Origin of the sequence: Stenotrophomonas sp. HMSC10F07, assembly GCF_001807895.1 — a bacterium.
GTDB classification, from domain to species: Bacteria; Pseudomonadota; Gammaproteobacteria; order Xanthomonadales; family Xanthomonadaceae; genus Stenotrophomonas; species Stenotrophomonas sepilia.
The window spans coordinates 1-19,463 of record NZ_KV791436.1 but is presented as its reverse complement, the minus strand read 5'-3'; the positions used below and the strand labels follow the sequence as shown (position 1 = coordinate 19,463).

Here is a 19,463-nt window from a genome sequence, read left to right as displayed (position 1 = left end):
GCTTCATGGCGTCCGTTTTCAGGGGGCCAGATCATGGCGCCCACACCGGATTCTCCCTTGATCCGCCCGAACAGTTGCTGGAGCTGACACTCGAAGCGATAAGACTGGGCAAGCGGGGGAGCTCTCGACCCTTCCAGACTATACGGAGTCGGGCAATGAACGGGATCGGGATCGATGTGAGCAAGCGCCGACTGGATATCGGCACGACAGACGGCGAGACTGTGCAGGTCAGCAATAGCCCCTCTGGCTATGCTGAATTGAGCACTTGGTTGAGCACGCGGCCGGCCATTCAGATCGTTCTGGAAGCCACTGGTGGCTATGAGCAGACTGTCCTGGACTTCCTTCACAAGGCCGGCCATCCGGTGATCCGCGCCAACGCCCTGCGGGCGCGTAGACTGGCTCAGGGGCTGGGTAAAGTGGCCAAGACGGACCGCTTGGACGCTCTTGTATTGGCGCAGATGGCCGCACTGGTGGAACTGCCTTCCTATCAGCCGCTGGAGCCCTGGCAGCGGAAACTGCGCGAGTTTGTGCGGGCGCGTCGACAAACGATGCAGGCACTGACCGTAGCCCGCCAACAGCAGGAAATGGTGACTGACCGCGAGCTACGCCGGCAGATGCAAGGCAACATCATTGGCCTGCAGACACTGGTCGAGCGACTGGGGAAGCAGATCTCTGAACAGGTCGCGCAGCAGCCCCAACTGGCAGTGCTGAAGTCGATGTTGGCCCGGCATTGCAGGCGGTGCTGGCCAGCTACCTGCCTGAGCTGGGTCAGATCAGCGGAAAAGCCATTGCCAGCCTGGTCGGCGTGGCGCCGATCTCCCACGACAGCGGGGCCATGCGAGGGAGGCGAAGCATCCACGGTGGCAGGGCCGAGATCCGCCAGGTGCTCTACATGTCGGCCATGTCGGCCATGCGACATGAGCCACGATTGCGGGACTTTTACCGGTCGCTGCGGGCCCGCGGCAAGGAAGGGAAAGTGGCCATCGTGGCGGTGATGCGGAAGATGCTGGTGATTCTCAACGCCCGCGTGCGTGATGCTCAAGGCGGATCGATCCCCGCCTGAAGCCAGCCTGCGCGTGCCCCAAAAGGCTGCCGGCCAGCGGCCGGCACTACCGTGCCCGTCTCATGGAGGGGCCAGGCCCCTCCGTCAACACAGTTGCTCCATGGACGGATTCACGGCGTCCCCCCGCAAACCCATCCCGCCCGGCCGACCCCAAGGCTTCTGCCTTCAAACGCCGCCCACCACGAGGGGCTGCGCCGTTGGCTGGAATCCTAGATCGGTGCCAGCGCCGTGAACGGTGCCCACGGCAGGTTACGCAGCAGCGCATACCCAGGCAGTACCCAGAGCCAGAACGTGGGATTGGCCAGCACCCGCATCAGCGGGTCCAGCAGGCGCGGACGGATGCCGGCGACGTTCAGCAGCATCAGCAGCAGGAAGGGCAGGCTGATGACCAGCAGCGGGTTCATCGCCATCGCGCCGGGCAGGTCGAAATGGACCAGCGAATACAGGCAGCGTGTGCTGCCACAGCCCGGGCAGTACAGGCCGGTCAGCGCGTACAGCGGGCAGCTCGGCAAGGGATTGCCGGCGACATACGGATTGACGTTGCGCAGCACCAGCGCGGCACCGGCGGCCAGGCCGGTGGCGGCCAGCAGCGGTGCCCAGCGGGCCAGTCGGGATCGGGTGGGCAGTGCGGACATGCAGCAACGGATCCGGCGCAGGCGCCGGATCCGTCCACGCGGATCAGTAGCCGCTGTTGCTCATCGCACCCATGCCGCCGAGAGCGACGATCAGGATGCCGTACAGCACGCCGACCACGACGGCGGCAATGGCCGACCAGATGGCCCACTTCTTGGCCTTGGCCGAGGATTCCTGGGCACCGGCGATGTCGCCAGCGGCCAGCTTGCCGTTGACCTGGGCAGCGTAGACGATCGACACGATGCCGGCCGGCAGGCAGCAGAACAGGGTGCTCAGGATGGCCCAGACCAGATTGTTCGGGACCTGTGGAGTGGCGGTATTCATGGGTTCAAGCTCCTTGATGGGTGGTGGTGGTGAATCATTGGTCGGAAAGAGCGCCCAGTACGGCCAAGCCGCCGAACAGCCCGAACCACAACAGCAACAGGACCGGCAGGGCCACGGCCGAAGCCACCGCCCACCAGCCCGCCTTGCGCGACGCGCTGTAGGCCCCCGGCAGGTCGCCGGCCGCGCGGCGGCCATCGACCTGGGAGGCATAGACGATCGACACCACGCCCAACGGCAGGCAGCAGAACAGCGTCGTCAGGATCGCCCAGACCAGATGGTTGGGGATGTAGACCGGACGGCTGAGCGGTGGCGGTTGATTCAAAGCAAGACTCCATTCCTTGGTGGCCGGCCTTGGTGCATTGGCCGAACCTCCCCCCTGTGGGTGCGTAATCTACCTCAACCTGCGCTGCATGTATGCGGTTACAGTCAGATACTGGAGTGTATGGCCATTGACCGGAAGCTTTTGACGGGCCCCTGTAGGGAAACAGAGGCCGTGTCTGCAGGGGGAATGGGGGCTGTTGCCTGGAAGGGTTACCGGCGGCCGCGCGGCCGATCAGGCGTGATCGCCACGCAGGGCCCGCACCTGGGCCTCCAGCACCGGGGCGCGGGTGGTGCGGCCATCCACCGCCGGTGCGGCCACCACCTCCACGGTGGCGCGGAAGCGGCGCGGTACGCGCATGCGGCCGAGGCGGCTGTCGCGCCGGCTCCACATGCTCGACCACATGCCGCGCAGCGCCATCGGCACCACCGGCACCGGCCGCCGCTCGAGGATCTTCTCGACGCCGGACTTGAACGGCGCCATCTCCCCGTCGCGGGTCAGCGCACCCTCGGGGAAGATGCAGACCAGTTCGCCTTCGGCCAGCGCAGCGTCGATCTCGTCGAACGCGCGCTGCATCAGTGCCGGGTCTTCGCGAGCACCGGCGATCGGGATTGCCTTGGCGGTCCGGAAGATCCAGCGCATTACCGGGATGTTGAAGATCCTGTAGTACATGACGAAGCGCACCGGGCGCGGAATCGTCGCCGACAGGATCAGCGCGTCCATGTAGCTGACGTGGTTGCAGACCAGCAGCGCGGCGCCTTCGTCCGGCACGTTGGCCTCGATGCCGTGCGGGCGCAGCCGGTACAGGGTGCGCACCATCAGCCAGCTGAGGAAGCGCATCAGGAATTCAGGGACGATGGTGAAGATGTAGATCGCCACCAGAGCGTTGGCGATGGCCAGCGCCAGGAACTGCTGCGGAATGGTCCAGTGCAGCAGCTTGTGCGCGGCCAGCGACAGCAACGCCGCAGCGACGATGAAGCCCGAGTTCTGGATGTTCAGTGCGGCGAACACGCGCGACATCTGCGCCTTCGGCGTGCGGCTCTGGATCAGCGCGAACAGCGGCACCACGAAGATGCCGGTGAACAGGCCGATGCCGATCAGGTCGATGACGATGCGGATGCTGCCGGGCTGCTGCAGGAAAGGACCAATGGTCAGCCCGTGCACGGTCGCTTCGCCGCTGCGGGCGAAGTACAGGTCGAGCAGGAAGGCGGTCATGCCGAACGCACCCAGCGGCACCAGGCCGATTTCCACCGTGCGTGCCGACAGCTTCTCGCACAGCAGCGAGCCGACGCCGGTGCCGACCGAGAACAGGGCCAGGGCAAAGATGTACAGGGTCGGCTCGCCGCCCAGGTTGGTCACCGCGTAGGCCGGTAGCTGCGAGGTCAGCACGGTGCCAACGAACCAGAACCAGGACACGCCCAGGATCGAGTTGCGCACGGCCTTCTGCTGGCGCGCCATGCGCAGTACCGCCAGCGATTCCGGCAACGGGTTCCAGTTGATCTTCAGGGTCGGGTCGCCTGCATCGACCCTGGGAATCAGGCGCGCGGCGATGTTGCCGCAGATCGCCAGGGCGATGATCGCGCACGCAGCCACCACCGTACCGTGGCTGCCGGCCACGGTGAACACCAGGCCGCCAACGATCATGCCGGAGAGAATCGACATTGAAGTGCCCATCTCGACCAGGCCGTTGCCGCCGGTCAGTTCCTCGGGCCTGAGCACCGACGGCAGCACCGAATACTTCACCGGGCCGAACAGGGTGGACTGCATGCCGGTACAGAACAGCGCGACCAGCAGCACCGGCAGGCTCTGGGTGAGGAAGCCGGTGGCCGCCAGCGACATGATCACGATCTCCATGGTGGTGGTGATCACGATCAGCCGCGATTTTTCCAGTTTGTCGGCGATCTGCCCGGCCAGCGCCGAGAACAGGAAATACGGCAGGATGAAGATGGCCGGTGCCAGGGTGGCGTACAACCCCAGTTCTTCCTCCGGCACGGCCATGAACAGCAACATGCTGATGATCGCCTGCCGGTACACGTTGTCGTTGAACGCACCGAGCGCCTGTACGACGAAGAACGGCAGGAAACGGCGCTGGCGCAGCAGGGCGAACTGGTTGTGACCGGACATGGAGCCTCCTTGACCGGCGCAGCCTAGCATTCCTGCCCATCCGCTGTGGGTGCTGTGGGTGCGGACCGTTGGTCCGCACACCTGCCAGCACCCTCAGACGATATCGTCGACCACGCCGCCGTCCACGCGCAGCGCTGCCCCGGAAGTCGCCGAGGCCTGTGGCGAGGCCAGGTACACCACCATGTTGGCCACTTCCTCGACCGTAGCGGTGCGCTGGATCACCGAAGACGGCCGGTGCGCCATCACGAACTCGCGGCCGATCTGTTCCAGCGGCTTGCCGCTGCGCTGGCGTTCATCCTCGAACATCGCGGCGAAGCCATCGGACAGGGTCGGGCCAGGCAGCACTGCGTTGACGGTGACGCCACTGCCGGCCACGCGCTTGGCCAGGCCGCGTGACAGTGACAGCTGCGCGGTCTTGCTGACCCCGTAATGGATCATGTCGGCCGGAATGTTGCGCGCCGATTCGGACGAGATGAACAGCACGCGGCCCCAGCCGGCATCGACCATCGCTGGCAGCAGCGCACGCGACAGGCGTACGCCGGACATCACGTTGGTCTGCCAGTAGCGCTCCCAGGTGGCGTCATCGGTCTCGAAGAAGTCCTGCGGGCCGAAGATGCCGGCGTTGTTGACCAGGATGTCGATCTTCGGCAGCCCAGCCAGCAGCGTATCGACACCGGCCGCATCGGAGAGGTCGGCGGCGACACCGAATACGTCGGCTCCCGGGACAGCCGCGAGCAGATGCTGGCGGGCGCGCTCGACGCTGTTGGTGCTGCGGCCATTAAGGACGACGCGTGCGCCTGCGGTGGCCAGGCCCAGGGCGATGGCCAGGCCGATGCCGGCGGTGGAGGCGGTCACCAGCGCGGTGCGGCCGCTGAGTTCGATTTTCATGGTGATGATCCGGAGCGGGAGCTGCCCAGTATCCGCGTGGCGGCGTGATCGAACTGCATCGCCAGGTGCAACGCGCCGTTGCACGCGGCGCAGCAGATCCACGCCCTGCGTGGATGGGATGCCCGCAGCGATGACGGATCAGGTCAGGTTGGTCACCGCCTCATTGGCCGCGGCACGCACCTTCGGCAGCATGCGCAGTACCAGCGCCATCTGGGTACGGATCAACTGCAGTTTCGGCGGCATCGCCTCGTCGATCTGCTCCAGCTCGGCGGCCACCGCGCGGTCGGCGTCGTTGTCATCGTCCGCGACCGGTTGCCGCGCGGTCAGCGCCGTCGCCAGCTGCTGAAGTGCCTTGCGCACGCGATCGCCCGCGGCCAGCGCCAGTGGATCGCCAGCGTAGCTGTCCACCTGGTCCCGGTGCGCACCCAGCGCCGACAGATGCCCCAGCAGCGTGTTGGACAGCGCCAGGAAGCGGAAGCCGGCATCCAGGTTGCGGCGTACGTGGCCGGGTTCGCGCAGCATGTTCGACAACGCGGTGGACAGCGCGGCGTCGGCGTTGTGCATGTCGCGGCGGGCGATGCGGTAGGCCAGGTCGTCGCGCATGCCGCTGCGGTACTGGCCCAGCACCGAATCCAGGTAGCGAGCCGCAGTGTCCAGCACGCGTGCCAGGACGAGATGCAGCTGCCGGCCCTGCCAGTCAGGCAGGATCAGGAATGCTGCCGCCGCTGCGATCGCGCAGCCCAGCAGCGTATCGACCATGCGCGGCACGATCAGCACGAAGCCATCGCCGATCAGGTTGAAGCAGGTCAGTGCCATCACGGTGATCGCGGCTGATGCCACCAGGTAGCGGTCGGTGCGGGTGAAGAAGAACAGCAGCGCAGAGAGCAGGGCGATCAGCAACTGCACGTGCAGCTGCGGGAACAGCTGCAGCAGTGCCCAGGTCAGCACCAGTCCGGCGACGGTGCCGACGATGCGCTGTGCCAGGCGCTGGCGGGTGGCACCGAAGTTGGGCCGGCACACGAACACGATGGTCAGCAGTACCCATGAACCGTTCTGTGCATTGAACAGCCGGATCGCTGCAAAGCCGGCGATCAGCGCCAGTGCCATGCGCAGGCCATGGCGGAACAGCACCGAGCCGGGCGTGAACTGCTGGCGGATGCGCACGCCCATCTCGCGCAGGGTATGCGGGTTGCTGTCGCGCAGGCGGGTGTCGACGTTGTCCAGGCTGGCTTCGGAACGTTCGGCATCCAGCAGGCGGCGCTCGATGCTGCGCAGGTTGTGAACCAGCAGGTCCAGCGAGCCGAGCAGGCGCTGCCACTGCGGGCGCTGCTGGTCACGCAGGTAGGCCAGCGCGTCTGCCAGGTCGCGCCCGGCCTGCTGGTTGCTTTCACCGTATACGAACGGACGACGCAGCCGGATCGCCTCGCCCAGGCGGGCACAGGCCTGGCCCTGCAGGTCGAGCAGGCGCTGGCAGCGGTAAAGCACATCGCTGTGGAAGAAGGCGTCCACCAGCGCGCCATACGGGTAGTGCGAGGAACTGGCGCGCTCGTGGAAATCCTGCGCCATGTAGTACAGGCGCAGGTACAGGCCGGAGTTCACCCCGGGCCGGCCGGAGCGGCCGAAGCGGGCCAGGATCGCGGTCTTGGCCTCGTTCAGTGCACCCACCACACGGCGGTTCTGTTCGGCCAGGTCGAGCTGGCGACGTTGCAGGTCGGCTTCGCGCACCGGCTCGAACAGCGCAGCCTTCAGCTGCAGGTAGCGGCCCAGCTCAAGGTACAGCCGCGCCACGCGTTCGCGCACCGGCCGGTTGGCGAACAACGCGGCCCACAGGATCGACAACAGCCCGTACCAGACCGCACCGGCCAGCAGATGGCTGACCGCTTCCAGTGCGCTGTGCAGGTCGCTGGCACCATGTTGTTCCAGGCCGATCATCGTGTAGATCGCCAGCGTCACCGTGGCCTGGGCAATGGATGCGTAGCGCTCGCCGAGCGCGCCAAGCAGGGTCAGGCCGAAGGTGGACAATGCCAGCGCGCCGATGAAGATCCACGGCCACGGGAACAGCCAGATCACCGAAGCCGCCGCAATGCAGAAGCACAACAGGGACAACACCACGGCCTTGGTCCGGCCCCACCAGTTGTCGTCGGTTTCTGCGATGGCGCTTGCGATGATGCCAAGGAACACGCCGGGCAGGGCGGTCAGCGCCTCGAACTGCCAGCACACGGCCACGGCCGCGGTCAGCGCGATGAACACGCGCAGGCCGTAGCTGGCCTTTTCGTGGGCCCACAGTCGGCTGAGGCGGGATTGGCGGGCGGACATGCAGGCTCGGTGGAAGGGTCTTCCACCATTATTGCGGGCTACGCGTGAAATATGGAGTGCGGACCAACGGTCCGCACCCACGGTGCTGCCGGACCCTACATGTCGAACCGCACGCTCACAGCGAACGTGCGTGGCAGGCCTGTGCCGGCGTTGGACCAGTACTTCCGGTTGGCCAGGTTCTCGACGCTGGCGCGCACGGTCACCGGATGACCGGAGGCGAGCAGGCGGTAGCCGATGCCTGCATTGACCAGCGTGTAATCGGGCAGCTTCAGGGTGTTGTCGGCGTCGTACCAGACATCGCCGTAGTAGCGCACCGCGGCGTATGTTTCCAGGCCATCCACCCACGGCAGCTGGTAGGTGGCGTGCACGACCCCGCTCCAGCGCGCCGCACCGGCGGTACGGTTTCCCTCCTGTGCAGCGCTGGCCGGGGACAGCCTGTCGTAGGTCGGGTCCAGCCAGGTGACGCCTCCGCCAACCGTGAGGACATCGCTGATGTGCAGGTCGGCACTGGCCTCGATGCCTTCGTACAGCGTGATGCCGTCCTGCACCAGGCGCTTGCCGGCCGGTGTGAGTTCATCGATGTTGGCGCCACGTTCCAGCCGGAACGCCGCCACGTTCGCGTTCCAGCGCGCGGCCTCGGCCTTCGCGCCGATCTCGTACTGCTTGCTGAGGGTCGGGTCGAGCACATCACCGGCGTTGACGTAGTTGTTGCCTACGCGGCTGCCCGCTTCCAGCGATTCGATGTAGCTGGCGTAGAGGGTGACCGCCTCGCTGGGCTTGAACATCACGGCATAGGTCGGTGTGACCGGATAGGTGTGGTAGCGGCCCTTGGTCTCGTAATCGTTGTAGCGCCAGCCCGCCAGCACCGACCAGCCGCTGCCGAGATCGACGGTATCGCTTGCGAACACGGCCTGCTGCACGGTCTCGTCGCCACGGGTCATCATCCGTGAACCGACGGCGTCATGGCGGATGTCATGGCGCTGGTACAGGTTGGCGCGGCCGATCAGGCTCCATTCGTAGGGACGGTCCCAGCCCAGCCCGGTCTGGTGACTGATGCCTGCCACCACCTGATGCTGCAGCGGACCGGTGCGGAAGCTGCCCTGCAGCATCGCCTGGGCCAGCCTCCACTCGCTCTTGCCACCCAGTTCATAGACGTTGACGTCATAGCCGCCATTGGGCGAATCGATGTAGGCGAAGATCTTGTTGACGTCATTCCACGAGGTGGTGACGCCGTAACTCAGGCTGGTTTTCCAGTCGCTGTTGATCTGCCAGTCCAAGCGGGTCGACAACAGGCTGGAACGAGTGTCGTAGTAGGTGCCGGGGACACTGTTGCCGGTATTCCCGGCGATCGGTCGCGGCAACGAGGTCAGTCCGCGGAAGTAGTACTGCGGCGATTCCTCGCGCAGGTCGCGTGACTGGAACACGCCGTCGAAGGTCCAGATCAGTGCGTCGCTCAGGCGCGCGTCCAGCGACAGTGCGCCCACCTTGCGATCGACGTGGCCACCATTGAAGGTCTCACCCTTTTCCTCGAAAGCATTGAAGCGATAACCGAACATCTGCTCGTTGCCGAAGCGGCCGCCGGCGTCCATCCCGCCACTGACGATGCCCTGCTCGCGCCAGCCCAGCTGGGCGGAGAAGGTGGGCGTATCGGTCGGCTTCTTGGTGATGTAGTTGACGATGCCACCGGGGGCACCGAAACCATAAAGGAATCCACCCGGGCCTTTCAGCAGATCAACCTGTTCCATCACTTCCAGCGGCCACTCGGTACCCCACGAGGAAACCTGCAGGCCATTGACGCGATAGCTGTCGAAGTTCAGGTCGATGCCGCGGTTGCGGATCGGCGAACTCCAGCCACTGGCATAGGCGCTGACCTGGGTGGTGACCGAAGGGTCGAGCAGGAACGCTTCGCCCAGCGAGACCACCTGGCGCTGCTCGATCTGCTCGCGGCCCACGGCGGTGATCGCAAACGGGGTATCACGCAGCACGCGATCACCAAGGGCGCCGGTATCGGCGTGGGTGCGTTCGGCGGTGACCTTCACCGCATCCAGATCGGTGGCACTGCGGTTCCGATTGGTGCGCTCGGGTACGGACTGGGCATGCGCGGCACAGGCCAGTGACAGGGAAACGGCAAGCAGCGCCGGGCGGCAGAGTGGGTGCAGGAGCATGGTTCAGTCATCCTCGGCGAACGGCCACGCGCCATCCGCCCGCATGGGGGGAAAGGTTGATGGCTGGGATCACGCAGGCTTGCCGGAGAGGGCAGCGGGGCGCCGCGAAGGGGCGCAGGACCATGGCTGGAGGGGAATTGTTCTCTTTTCGTTACAGCACGTCAAACCGGGAGGCGTGCGGACCAACGGTCCGCACCCACCCTCCGCGCCGGTGGCAGTGCCGGCCGCTGGCCGGCAGATTCGCAGTACCGAGAACTAGATCCACGCCATGCGTGGATGGGCTCTACTACGCCCGCTGCGCGCGCTTGAGCAGCTTCGCTTCGCGCCTGCGCGCGCGACGGGCGCGCCAGCGCTCGGCCAGGCAGGAGAAGATCACGTACAGTGCCGGCGTACTGAGCAGGGTCAGGCTCTGCGAGAACAGCAGGCCGCCGATCATCGCGATGCCCAGCGGGCGGCGCAGCTCGGACCCTTCACCCAGGCCGATCGCCAGCGGCACTGCGGCCAGGATCGCGACCATCGTGGTCATCATGATCGGGCGGAAGCGCACGATGCTGGCCTCGCGTGCGGCATCGCGCGGCGCCAGCCCATGCTCGCGCTGCGCCACCAGTGCGAAGTCGATCATCATGATCGCGTTCTTCTTGACGATGCCGATCAGCAGCACCAGCGCGATCATCGAGATCACCGACAGCTCGGTGTTGGTGCCGAACAGGGCCAGCAGCGCACCGACACCCGCCGCCGGCAGCGTGGACAGGATGGTGACCGGGTGGATCAGGCTCTCGTAGAGCATGCCCAGTACCAGATACACGGTCAGGATTGCGGCGAACACCAGGATCAGCATGTCGCTGGGATCTGAGTTGAAGCCGAAGCCCGCATCGTCGGCCAGGCGGATGTCGCCGGGCATGCGCATGCCGGCCACGGTCGCGTCGATGATCGCCTTGGCCTCGCCCATGCTCACGTTGGGAGCCAGGTTGTAGCTGAGGTCCATCGTCGTGTACTGGTTCTCGTGGGTGATCTGCGATGGGGCCAGGCCAGGCATCTGCGTGGCCACCGCGGTGATCGGCACCATGTCGCCGTTGCGTGCACGCACGTACACCTCATCCAGCGCCGCCGGGGTGGCTGTCTGCGAGGGCAGGGCATTGACCACCACGCTGTACTGGTTGATGTCCGAATAGATGGTGGAGATCTGGCGCTGGCCGAACGCACCATACAGCGCGCCGTCGATGGCGCCCACTGTGATGCCCAGGCGCGCGGCCTTTGCGCGGTCGATCTGGATGTTCTGGCGCAGGCCGGCATTGTCCACGTCGGTCCCGACGTCGCGCAGCTTCGGGTTCTTCTTCAGTTCCGCCTGCAGCTTGGGCAGCCATTCCTGCAGTGCGGCCAGGTCGTTGCCCTGCAGCGAAATGCGGTACTGCGCGCCCTGGCTGGAACCGCCGCCATCGTTGCTGGGCAGGTCCTGGATCGCGCGCAGGCGCAGCTGCAGGTCGGGATAGCGATCGGCCTTGGCGCTGAGGCGCGCCAACGCATGCGCGGTGGTTTCGCGGCGGCCGTCACTGCGAGATTTCAGCTCGATGTTGAACTGTGCACTGGAGCCCTGGCGGCCGCTGCCCAGGCGTACACCCACCGTCTTCACCGCCGGGTCGGCCATCAGCATGTCGGTGATGCGGCGCTGGCGCGCGACCATGTCCTCGAACGACACGGTGGCACTGGAGTTGGCGCGGCCCCAGATCAGGCCGGTGTCCTGCGGCGGGAACGCGCCCTTCTTCACCGCGCCGAACAGGAAGATGGTGACGCCGATCAGGATCAGCGGCGTCAGCGACAGCAGCAGCGCGTGGCGCAGCGAGAAGTCGAGGAATACGGTGTAGATGCGCAGCATGCGCTCGTGGCCGGCGTCCAGCCAGCGGCCGAAACGCGACGGCGGCGCGCTGTGGTCGTGCGCGCTGAGGAAGCGGCTGCACAGCGCCGGGGTCAATGTCAGCGAGACGATCATCGAGACCACGATGGCCGCCACCAGGGTGACGGTGAACTCGCGGAAGAACGCGCCCATCATGCCGCTGGCGAACAGCAGCGGGATGAACACCGCCACCAGCGAGGCAGTGATCGAGACGATGGTGAAGCCGATCTCGCGCGCACCGGTCAACGCCGCCTGCATGCGCGGCATGCCCTCGTCGAGGTGGCGCATGATGTTCTCGATCACCACGATCGCATCGTCGACCACGAAGCCGATCGCGATCACCAGCGCCAGCAGGCTCAGGTTGTTCAGGGTGAAGCCCATCACGTACATGACCAGCGCGGCGCCGGCCAGCGACAGCGGCACGGTCACCGCCGCGATCAGGGTGGGTGCCAGCCGGCGCAGGAACAGCGCCATGGTCAGCACCACCATCGCCAGGCTGATCAACAGGGTGATCTGCACTTCATGCAGCGACGAACGGATGGTCGGCGTACGGTCGAAGTACGGCGTCATCGTGGTGCCCGGCTGCAGGTAGTCGCGCAGGGTCGGGATCTGCGCCTTGACCCGGTCCACGGTCTCCACGATGTTGGCGCCGGCGCGGGTGAATACGTACATCACCACCGCCGGTTTGTGGTCGAACCACGCCGCCTGGTAGGCATCCTGCTGGCCGTCGTAGACGTTGGCGATGTCCTTCAGGCGGATCACCCGGCCGTCGCCCTGGGTCTTGACCACCAGGTCGGCGAAGTCGGCGGCGCGTGCCACCGAGTCGTTGGCGATGATCGCCGTGGTGGTGTTGCCATCGCTGAGGAAGCCGGTGGGCGAGGTCACGTTGGCCGCGCGCACCGCGTTGCGCAGGTCATCGGCGGTCAGGCCCAGCGCGTTCATCAGGCGCAGGTTGACGTCCACGCGTACCGCTGGCGTCGACGCGCCAGCGATGTCGACCGAGGCGACACCGCTGATCTGGCGGATGCGCTGCGCCAGCAGCGAGTCGGCCACGTTGTAGAGCTCGTCGGCCGACTGCGTCTGCGAGGTCAACGCGATGGCGATCACCGGGTCGTCGTTCGGGTTCGCCTTCTGGTACATCGGCGAGCCCATGCCCGAAGGCAGGTCGGCCTGTGCCGAGTTGATCGCGGTCTGTACGTCCAACGCGGCCGAATCGATGTTGTGGCCGCTCTGGAAGATCATGAACACCAGCGAGCTGCCTTCCGAGCTCGACGATCGCATGCGATCGATGCCTGGCAGCTGGCCGAGATGGCGTTCCAGCGGCGCGGTGACCGTCGAGGCCATGGTCGCCGCGTCGGCGCCGGACTGGCTGGCATGCACGAAGATCACGGGGATCTCGATGTTCGGCAGCGCCGATACGCCCAGGCGCAGGTAGCAGATCAGGCCGACCATGAACAAGCCGATGGCCAGCAGCGCGGTGCCGATCGGGCGGCGGATGAAGGGGCCGGACAGGTTCATCGTGCGGCCGCCCACGGCAGCGGGGCGTGGATCATGCCTGCGGCTCCTGCAGCGAACCCTCGCGCAGCGCACGCTGTTCGCGGCGGCGCGTCAGCCACTCGGAGAAGCGCTCCATGTACAGGTAGATCACCGGCGTGGTGTACAGCGTCACCAGCTGCGACAGCAGCAGGCCACCGACGATGGCGATACCCAGCGGGCGGCGCAGCTCCGAACCGATGCCGGTGCCCAGCGCCAGCGGCAGTGCGCCGAGCATGGCCGCGGCGGTGGTCATCATGATCGGGCGGAAGCGCAGCAGGCAGGCGCGGCGGATCGCCTCGTGCGCGTTGGCACCGGCGCGGCGCGCCTCGATCGCGAAGTCGACCATCATGATGCCGTTCTTCTTGACGATGCCGATCAGCAGCACGATGCCGACGATGCCATCCACCGACAGGCTCAGCCCGCACAGCATCAGCGCCAGCAGCGCGCCGACACCGGCCGGTGGCAGCGTGGAGATGATCGTGATCGGGTGGATGTAGCTCTCGTAGAGCACGCCCAACACGATGTAGATCACCACCAGCGAGGCCAGCAGCAGCCACACCACGTCGGTCTGGCTGCCGGTGAACTCGGCGGCCTTGCCGATGAACTCGGCATGCAGGTGGGTGGGCATGTCCAGGCTGTCCTTGGTCTCCTGGATCGCTCGCACCGCTTCGGACAGCGAATAGCCCGGCGCCACGTTGAACGACACGGTCACCGCCGGCAGCTGCTGCTGGTGGCTGACCACCAGCGGCGCACTGCTGACCTTGCCTTCGGCCAGCGCCGACAGCGGGATGATGTTGCCGGCGCCGACGGTGATGCCGGTGTTCTGCGCGCCGATGCCGGTGGCGGTGGACGAATTGGAGGAGGTGACCTGGCCGAAGCTGGTGGCATTGGTGCCGGTCAATGCGCCGGCGCCGTTGGAGGCGACGGCCAGCTGTTCCATCAGCGCAGTGCTGGTGCGGAACTCCGGTGCCACTTCCAGCACCACGCGATACTGGTTGAGCTCGGTGAAGATGGTCGAAATCTGGCGCTGGCCGAACGCATCGTAGAGCGTGTCGTCGATGGTCTGCATCGGCACGCCCAGCACGCTGGCCTTGTCGCGGTCGATGTTCAGCTCCAGGGCGCGGCCCTGGTTGGACAGGTTGTTGTCGACGTCGGCCAGTTCCGGGCGCTTGCGCAGCGCTTCGGTCAGGCGCGTGGCCTGGGTCGCCACCGTCGCCGAATCCACGTCCGACAGCGAGTACTGGTACTCGGTGGCGGCCACGCGGGTATCCAGGGTCACGTCCTGCACCGGTTTCAGGTACAGCGCCACGCCCGGAATGCCGGCCACCGCCTTCTGCAGGCGCGGCAGGATCTCCTCCAGCCCATCGCGCTGGCTGCGCTCCTTCAGCACGATCGACAGCTGGCCCTGGTTGAGGGTGGGGTTCATGCTGCCGGCGCCGATGAAGGCCGACACGCCGGTCACGTCTGGATCCTGGCGCAGCGCTTCGGCCACCTGCCTGGTGCGCTGCTCCATCTGCGGGAAGGCGATGTTCTGGTCGGCCTGCACCACGCCGGTGATCAGGCCGGTGTCCTGTTCGGGCAGCAGGCCCTTGGGGATCAGCACGTACAGCAGCACGGTCAGCACCAGCGCGCCACCGGCCACGGCCAGGGTCAGCCGCTGGTGGCCAAGCACCCAGTCCAGGCTGTGCTCGTAGAGGCCGACGGTGCGCGTCCACAGGTTCTGCTTGCCGGCCGCCGCCGCGCGCTCATGCGCGTCCTCGCCCTCGGGCAGGGCATCGGGCTTGAGCAGGTAGGCGCACATCATCGGGGTCAGCGTCAGCGAGATCAGCATCGACAGCACCACGGCGATGCTCAGCACCCACGCGAACTCGTGGAACAGGCGGCCGGTGACGCCGGGCATCAGCAGCAGCGGCAGGAACACCGCCACCAGCGAGACCGTCAGCGACAGCACGGTGAAGCCGATCTGGCGTGCGCCGATCTCGGCCGCTTCCTTGCCACTCTTGCCCTGCTCGATGTAGCGCACGATGTTCTCGATCATCACGATCGCATCGTCGACCACGAAGCCGGTGGCCACCACCAGCGCCATCAGCGAGAGGTTGTCCAGCGACATGCCGGCGAAGGCCATCACCGCGAAGGTGCCGGCCAGCGACAACGGCACCGCCACCGAGGGAATGATCGTGGCCCACAACCTGCGCAGGAACACGAAGATCACCGCCACCACCAGCCCGATGGTCAGGATCAGGGTGAACTGCACTTCATGCACCGAGGCGCGGATGGTCTCGGTGCGGTCGTTGAAGATCTCCAGGTGCACGTCGGCTGGCAGCACGCCCTGCAGCTGCGGCAGGATGGCGCGGATGCGCTCGACGGTCTGCACGATGTTGGCACCGGGCTGGCGGCGCACTTCCAGCAGTACCGCCGGCTTGCCGTCGGCCCAGGCGGCAAGCTGGTCGTTCTCCACGCCATCGATCACCTCGGCCACGTCCGACAGCCGCACCGGGCGACCATTCTTGTAGCTGATGATGGTGTCGCGGTACTCGGCGGCGCTGGCCAGCTGGTCGTTGGTGCCGATGCTGTAGGACTGCGTCTTGCCGTTCAACGAGCCCTTGGGCGCATTGACGTTGGCCTGGGTCAGCGCGCTGCGCAGCTGCTCCAGGGTCAGGCCCATGTTCGACAGCTGCGCCGGATTGACCTGGATGCGCACGGCCGGGCGCACATTGCCGGCGATCGAGACCAGGCCCACGCCCTGCACCTGCGACAGGCGCTGGGCCAGGATGGAATCGGCGTAATTGTTGACGTCGCGCAGCGGTCGCGTGTCAGAGGTCAGTTTCAGGGTGACGATGGCCGCGTCGGCCGGGTTCACCCGGTTGTAGACCGGCTGGTAGGGCAGCGACGAGGGCAGGGTGGCCTGGCGGATCGCCGCCTGCACGTCCTGCGCGGCGATGTCGATGTCGCGGTCCATCGAGAACTGCAGGATGATCGTCGACAACCCGGCCGACGAGTCGGAGGTCATCAGCTCCAGCCCGGAAATCTGCCCGAACTGGCGCTCCAGCGGGGTGGTGACCAGCGAGGCCATGGTGGTGGCGTTCGCACCGGGGTACTGGGTGGTAACCACAAGGCTGGGCGCATCGATTTCCGGCAGCGCCGACACCGGCAGCTTGCGGTAACCGAGGATGCCCAGCAGCAACAGGCCCGCCATCAACAGCGAGGTGGCGATCGGGCGGCGGATGAAGATCGTCGAAAAGCCCACGGACTGATCCTTGCTGGCACTTCAATGTCGGCGCCGGCAGGTCCGCCGGCGCGAGGGAGATCAGTGGCCTGCGCTCAGCGCGGGCCACCACCGCGACGGCCACCGCCGCCCGCGTTCTTCTGTTCGGCTGCCTTCAGTTCGGCCTCGGTCGGCGCGGCCGGGGTCTCGCCCGGCTTCAGCGCGGTGACCTTGCTGCCCGGCTTCAGGCGGAACTGGCCTTCGCTGACCACCCGCTCGCCGCCCTTCAGGCCTTCGGCGATCTGCACCTGGCTGTCGCCCACTTCCACGCCGCTGCGCACGGTCTGCATCTTTACCGTGTTGTCGCCCTGCACGATGTAGACGTACTCGCCATCCGGGCCACGCAGTACCGCCTGGGTGGGGATCACCACGCCGCCGGCAATCGTGCGCAGCTGCATGCGCACGTTGACGAACTGGCCCGGCCAGAGGCCGTTGTCGGTGTTGTCGAACAGGGCGCGCGCCTTGAACGTGCCGCTGTCGGCACTGATCAGGTTGTCGACCACATCGAGCTTGCCGTCGCCGGACAGCACGTGCGAATCGGCGCGGTCCAGCGCCGCCACCGGTACCGTGCCGGCGGCCTGCGCCTGGCGCACATCGCCGAGCTGGCGCTCGGGCAGGTTGAACAGCACGTGGATCGGATGGATCTGGGTCAGCGTGACCAGAGCGGTACCGGCGCTGACCACGTTGCCGGCGTCGACCGCACGGATGCCGGCGATGCCTGAGATCGGCGCGGTGACCCGGGTGTACTGCAGCTGCACCCGCGCCGAGCGCATGCTGGCCTCGTTGGCGGCCACGGCGCTTTCGTACTGTGCCACTTGGTTTCGCTGTGTATCCAGATCGGTCTTGGCGACGTACTGGCGATACTCCGGCGCGTTCGAGCGCTGGTAGTTGGAGCGCGCGGTGGCCAGCAGGGCCTCGTTCTGGCGCTTGGCTGCAGCGGCCTGGTCGTAGCTGGCCTGGGCGGTGCGCGGGTCGATCACCGCCAGCACATCACCCTGCTTCACTTCCTGGCCTTCACGGAAATTCAGGCTCATCAGCTGGCCGCCGACCTGCGGGCTGACGGTGACGGTGTTCATCGCGGTCACCGTACCCAGCGCGCTGGCATACACCGGCACGTCCTGGCGCGTGGCCTCCACCACGGTCACCGGCACTGGACCGGCATTCGGATCTTCGCCGCCCTGGCGCGCGCCCGCAGCAGGTTTTCCAGCCTTGTCCTTGCCCCCGCCAATGACGCGCAGGCCGACCACGGCCAGCACCAGGATCGCCACGACCAGCAGCACGATCTTCCAAACACGTGACATTACGAGGACTCCGAGAGGGCTGGACCGGACGGGACGCCGGGACAATGCGCAAAGCATACCTGTGCCACATCACGTTTCCTGCATGACGGATGGGACGGGCGCTAAGACCGGATGCGGCGCCGGAGGTTCCCGTGGCGCCGGTGTTGCCCTACATTCAGCTGGAACCCTCTTGCTGTGGAGATTGCGATGCGCCGTTCGCTGCTGCTGTCCGCCCTGCTGCTGGCCCTGCCGGCGCTTGCCCATGCCCAGGACGGGCAACGCCCGGAAGTGACCGCCGCCGCGCAGCGGCTGCAGGCCCAGGTGGTCGAATGGCGTCGTGACTTCCACCAGCACCCGGAGCTGTCCAACCGCGAGGCGCGCACCTCGGCCGAGGTCGCCAAGCGCCTGCGTGCGATGGGCCTGAAGCCGAAAACCGGCATCGCCCACCACGGCGTGGTGGCGATCATCGAAGGCGGCAAGCCAGGCCCGAAGATCGCGTTGCGCGCGGACATGGACGCGTTGCCGGTGACCGAGCAGACAGGCCTGCCGTTCGCCTCCAAGGCCACCGACCAGTACCGCGGGCAGACCGTGGGCGTGATGCATGCCTGTGGCCACGACGCGCATACCGCCACCCTGCTCGGCGTAGCCGAAGCGCTGGTATCAATGAAGAAGGACCTGCCGGGCCAGGTGATGTTGATCTTCCAGCCGGCCGAGGAAGGCGCGCCGCCGCCGGAAGAGGGCGGCGCCGCACTCATGCTGAAGGAAGGGCTGTTCGCCGATTTCAAGCCCGAAGCGGTGTTCGGCCTGCATGTGTTCTCCAGCGTGCAGGCCGGCCAGATCGCTGTGCGCGGCGGCCCATTGATGGCCGCCTCGGATCGCTTCGGGATCAAGGTGATCGGTCGCCAGACGCATGGCTCGGCACCGTGGAACGGTGTTGACCCGATCGTCGCCACCGCCGATCTGGTCGGCACCGCGCAGACCATCGTCAGCCGCCGCGCCAACCTGTCCAAGCAACCGGCGGTGCTGACCTTCGGCGCGATCAACGGCGGCATCCGCTACAACATCATTCCCGATGAAGTGGAGATGGTCGGCACCATCCGCACCTTTGACGAAGGCATGCGCCAGCAGATCTTTGCCGACCTGCGCAACGTGGCCGAGCACACGGCCGCCGCGCACGGTGCGAAGGCGGTGACCGACATCTACGAGTCGGAGGGCAACCCGGCCACGGTGAACGACCCGGCGCTGACCGCGAAGATGCTGCCGAGCCTGCAGGCGGTGGTGGGCAAGGACAACGTGTACGAGCCGCCGCTGCAGATGGGCGCGGAGGATTTCTCGCTGTACGCGAAGGAAGTGCCGGGCATGTTCTTCTTCGTCGGGTCCACCAGCGTGGGCATCGACCCAGCGACGGCGCCGGCCAACCATTCGCCGAAGTTCCTGCTGGATGAGAAGGCACTGGATGTGGGACTGCGCGCGTTGCTGCAGGTGAGCCTGGATTACCTGCACGGTGCGGGCACTCCTGCTGGCTGAGGGTTTCCGGCAGGGCTTGCAGCCCTGCACCCGCCGAGACCAAAGCCACGTCAACGGCAAAAGCTGGTTCCCTGAGGGATGGCGGGGTGGGTCCGGTGGCAGGGGACGCTGCAAGTACGTCCATGTAAGCTC

At 66.6% G+C, this 19,463-nt stretch carries 11 protein-coding genes and 1 pseudogene; 2 read left to right on the top strand and 10 right to left on the bottom strand.

Features of this window, described 5'->3' with window-relative positions:
- The first annotated feature begins 155 nt into the window (after positions 1-155).
- A pseudogene (locus HMPREF3114_RS16245) lies at positions 156-1,063 on the top strand (transposase).
- A gap of 209 nt (positions 1,064-1,272) precedes the next feature.
- Here the strand turns inward: HMPREF3114_RS16245 and HMPREF3114_RS16240 are convergent.
- From HMPREF3114_RS16240 to HMPREF3114_RS16195, 10 genes are all read right to left on the bottom strand, one after another.
- Positions 1,273-1,698 (bottom strand): DUF2752 domain-containing protein, encoded by a 426-nt coding sequence (locus tag HMPREF3114_RS16240; protein WP_049410657.1) that lies wholly within the window; start codon positions 1,696-1,698, stop codon positions 1,273-1,275.
- Between the two features lie 43 nt (positions 1,699-1,741).
- On the bottom strand, positions 1,742-2,020 hold the full coding sequence (locus HMPREF3114_RS16235) for a CD225/dispanin family protein (protein ID WP_005419785.1): 279 nt from the start codon (positions 2,018-2,020) through the stop codon (positions 1,742-1,744).
- Between the two features lie 34 nt (positions 2,021-2,054).
- Complete coding sequence (locus HMPREF3114_RS16230) at positions 2,055-2,342, bottom strand: CD225/dispanin family protein (RefSeq protein WP_005419784.1); 288 nt, start codon at positions 2,340-2,342, stop codon at positions 2,055-2,057.
- Between the two features lie 231 nt (positions 2,343-2,573).
- On the bottom strand, positions 2,574-4,463 hold the full coding sequence (locus HMPREF3114_RS16225) for an MFS transporter (protein WP_053500200.1): 1,890 nt from the start codon (positions 4,461-4,463) through the stop codon (positions 2,574-2,576).
- A gap of 93 nt (positions 4,464-4,556) precedes the next feature.
- Positions 4,557-5,351: an SDR family NAD(P)-dependent oxidoreductase gene (locus tag HMPREF3114_RS16220; RefSeq protein ID WP_053500202.1), complete on the bottom strand. Its 795-nt coding sequence runs from the start codon at positions 5,349-5,351 to the stop codon at positions 4,557-4,559.
- Between the two features lie 138 nt (positions 5,352-5,489).
- Positions 5,490-7,667 (bottom strand): YccS family putative transporter, encoded by a 2,178-nt coding sequence (gene yccS / locus HMPREF3114_RS16215; protein ID WP_053500204.1) that lies wholly within the window; start codon positions 7,665-7,667, stop codon positions 5,490-5,492.
- A gap of 95 nt (positions 7,668-7,762) precedes the next feature.
- Positions 7,763-9,832: a TonB-dependent siderophore receptor gene (locus HMPREF3114_RS16210; protein WP_053500206.1), complete on the bottom strand. Its 2,070-nt coding sequence runs from the start codon at positions 9,830-9,832 to the stop codon at positions 7,763-7,765.
- A 286-nt stretch (positions 9,833-10,118) separates the two neighbouring features.
- Positions 10,119-13,241 (bottom strand): efflux RND transporter permease subunit, encoded by a 3,123-nt coding sequence (locus HMPREF3114_RS16205; RefSeq protein WP_049403847.1) that lies wholly within the window; start codon positions 13,239-13,241, stop codon positions 10,119-10,121.
- Positions 13,242-13,272: 31 nt separating this feature from the next.
- Positions 13,273-16,506 (bottom strand): efflux RND transporter permease subunit, encoded by a 3,234-nt coding sequence (locus HMPREF3114_RS16200; protein WP_053500209.1) that lies wholly within the window; start codon positions 16,504-16,506, stop codon positions 13,273-13,275.
- 74 nt (positions 16,507-16,580) lie between these two features.
- On the bottom strand, positions 16,581-17,825 hold the full coding sequence (locus HMPREF3114_RS16195) for an efflux RND transporter periplasmic adaptor subunit (RefSeq protein ID WP_053500211.1): 1,245 nt from the start codon (positions 17,823-17,825) through the stop codon (positions 16,581-16,583).
- 186 nt (positions 17,826-18,011) lie between these two features.
- On the opposite strand from HMPREF3114_RS16195, the gene HMPREF3114_RS16190 reads away from it, so the two are divergent.
- Positions 18,012-19,331: a M20 family metallopeptidase gene (locus tag HMPREF3114_RS16190; protein ID WP_053500212.1), complete on the top strand. Its 1,320-nt coding sequence runs from the start codon at positions 18,012-18,014 to the stop codon at positions 19,329-19,331.
- Positions 19,332-19,463 lie beyond the last annotated feature (132 nt).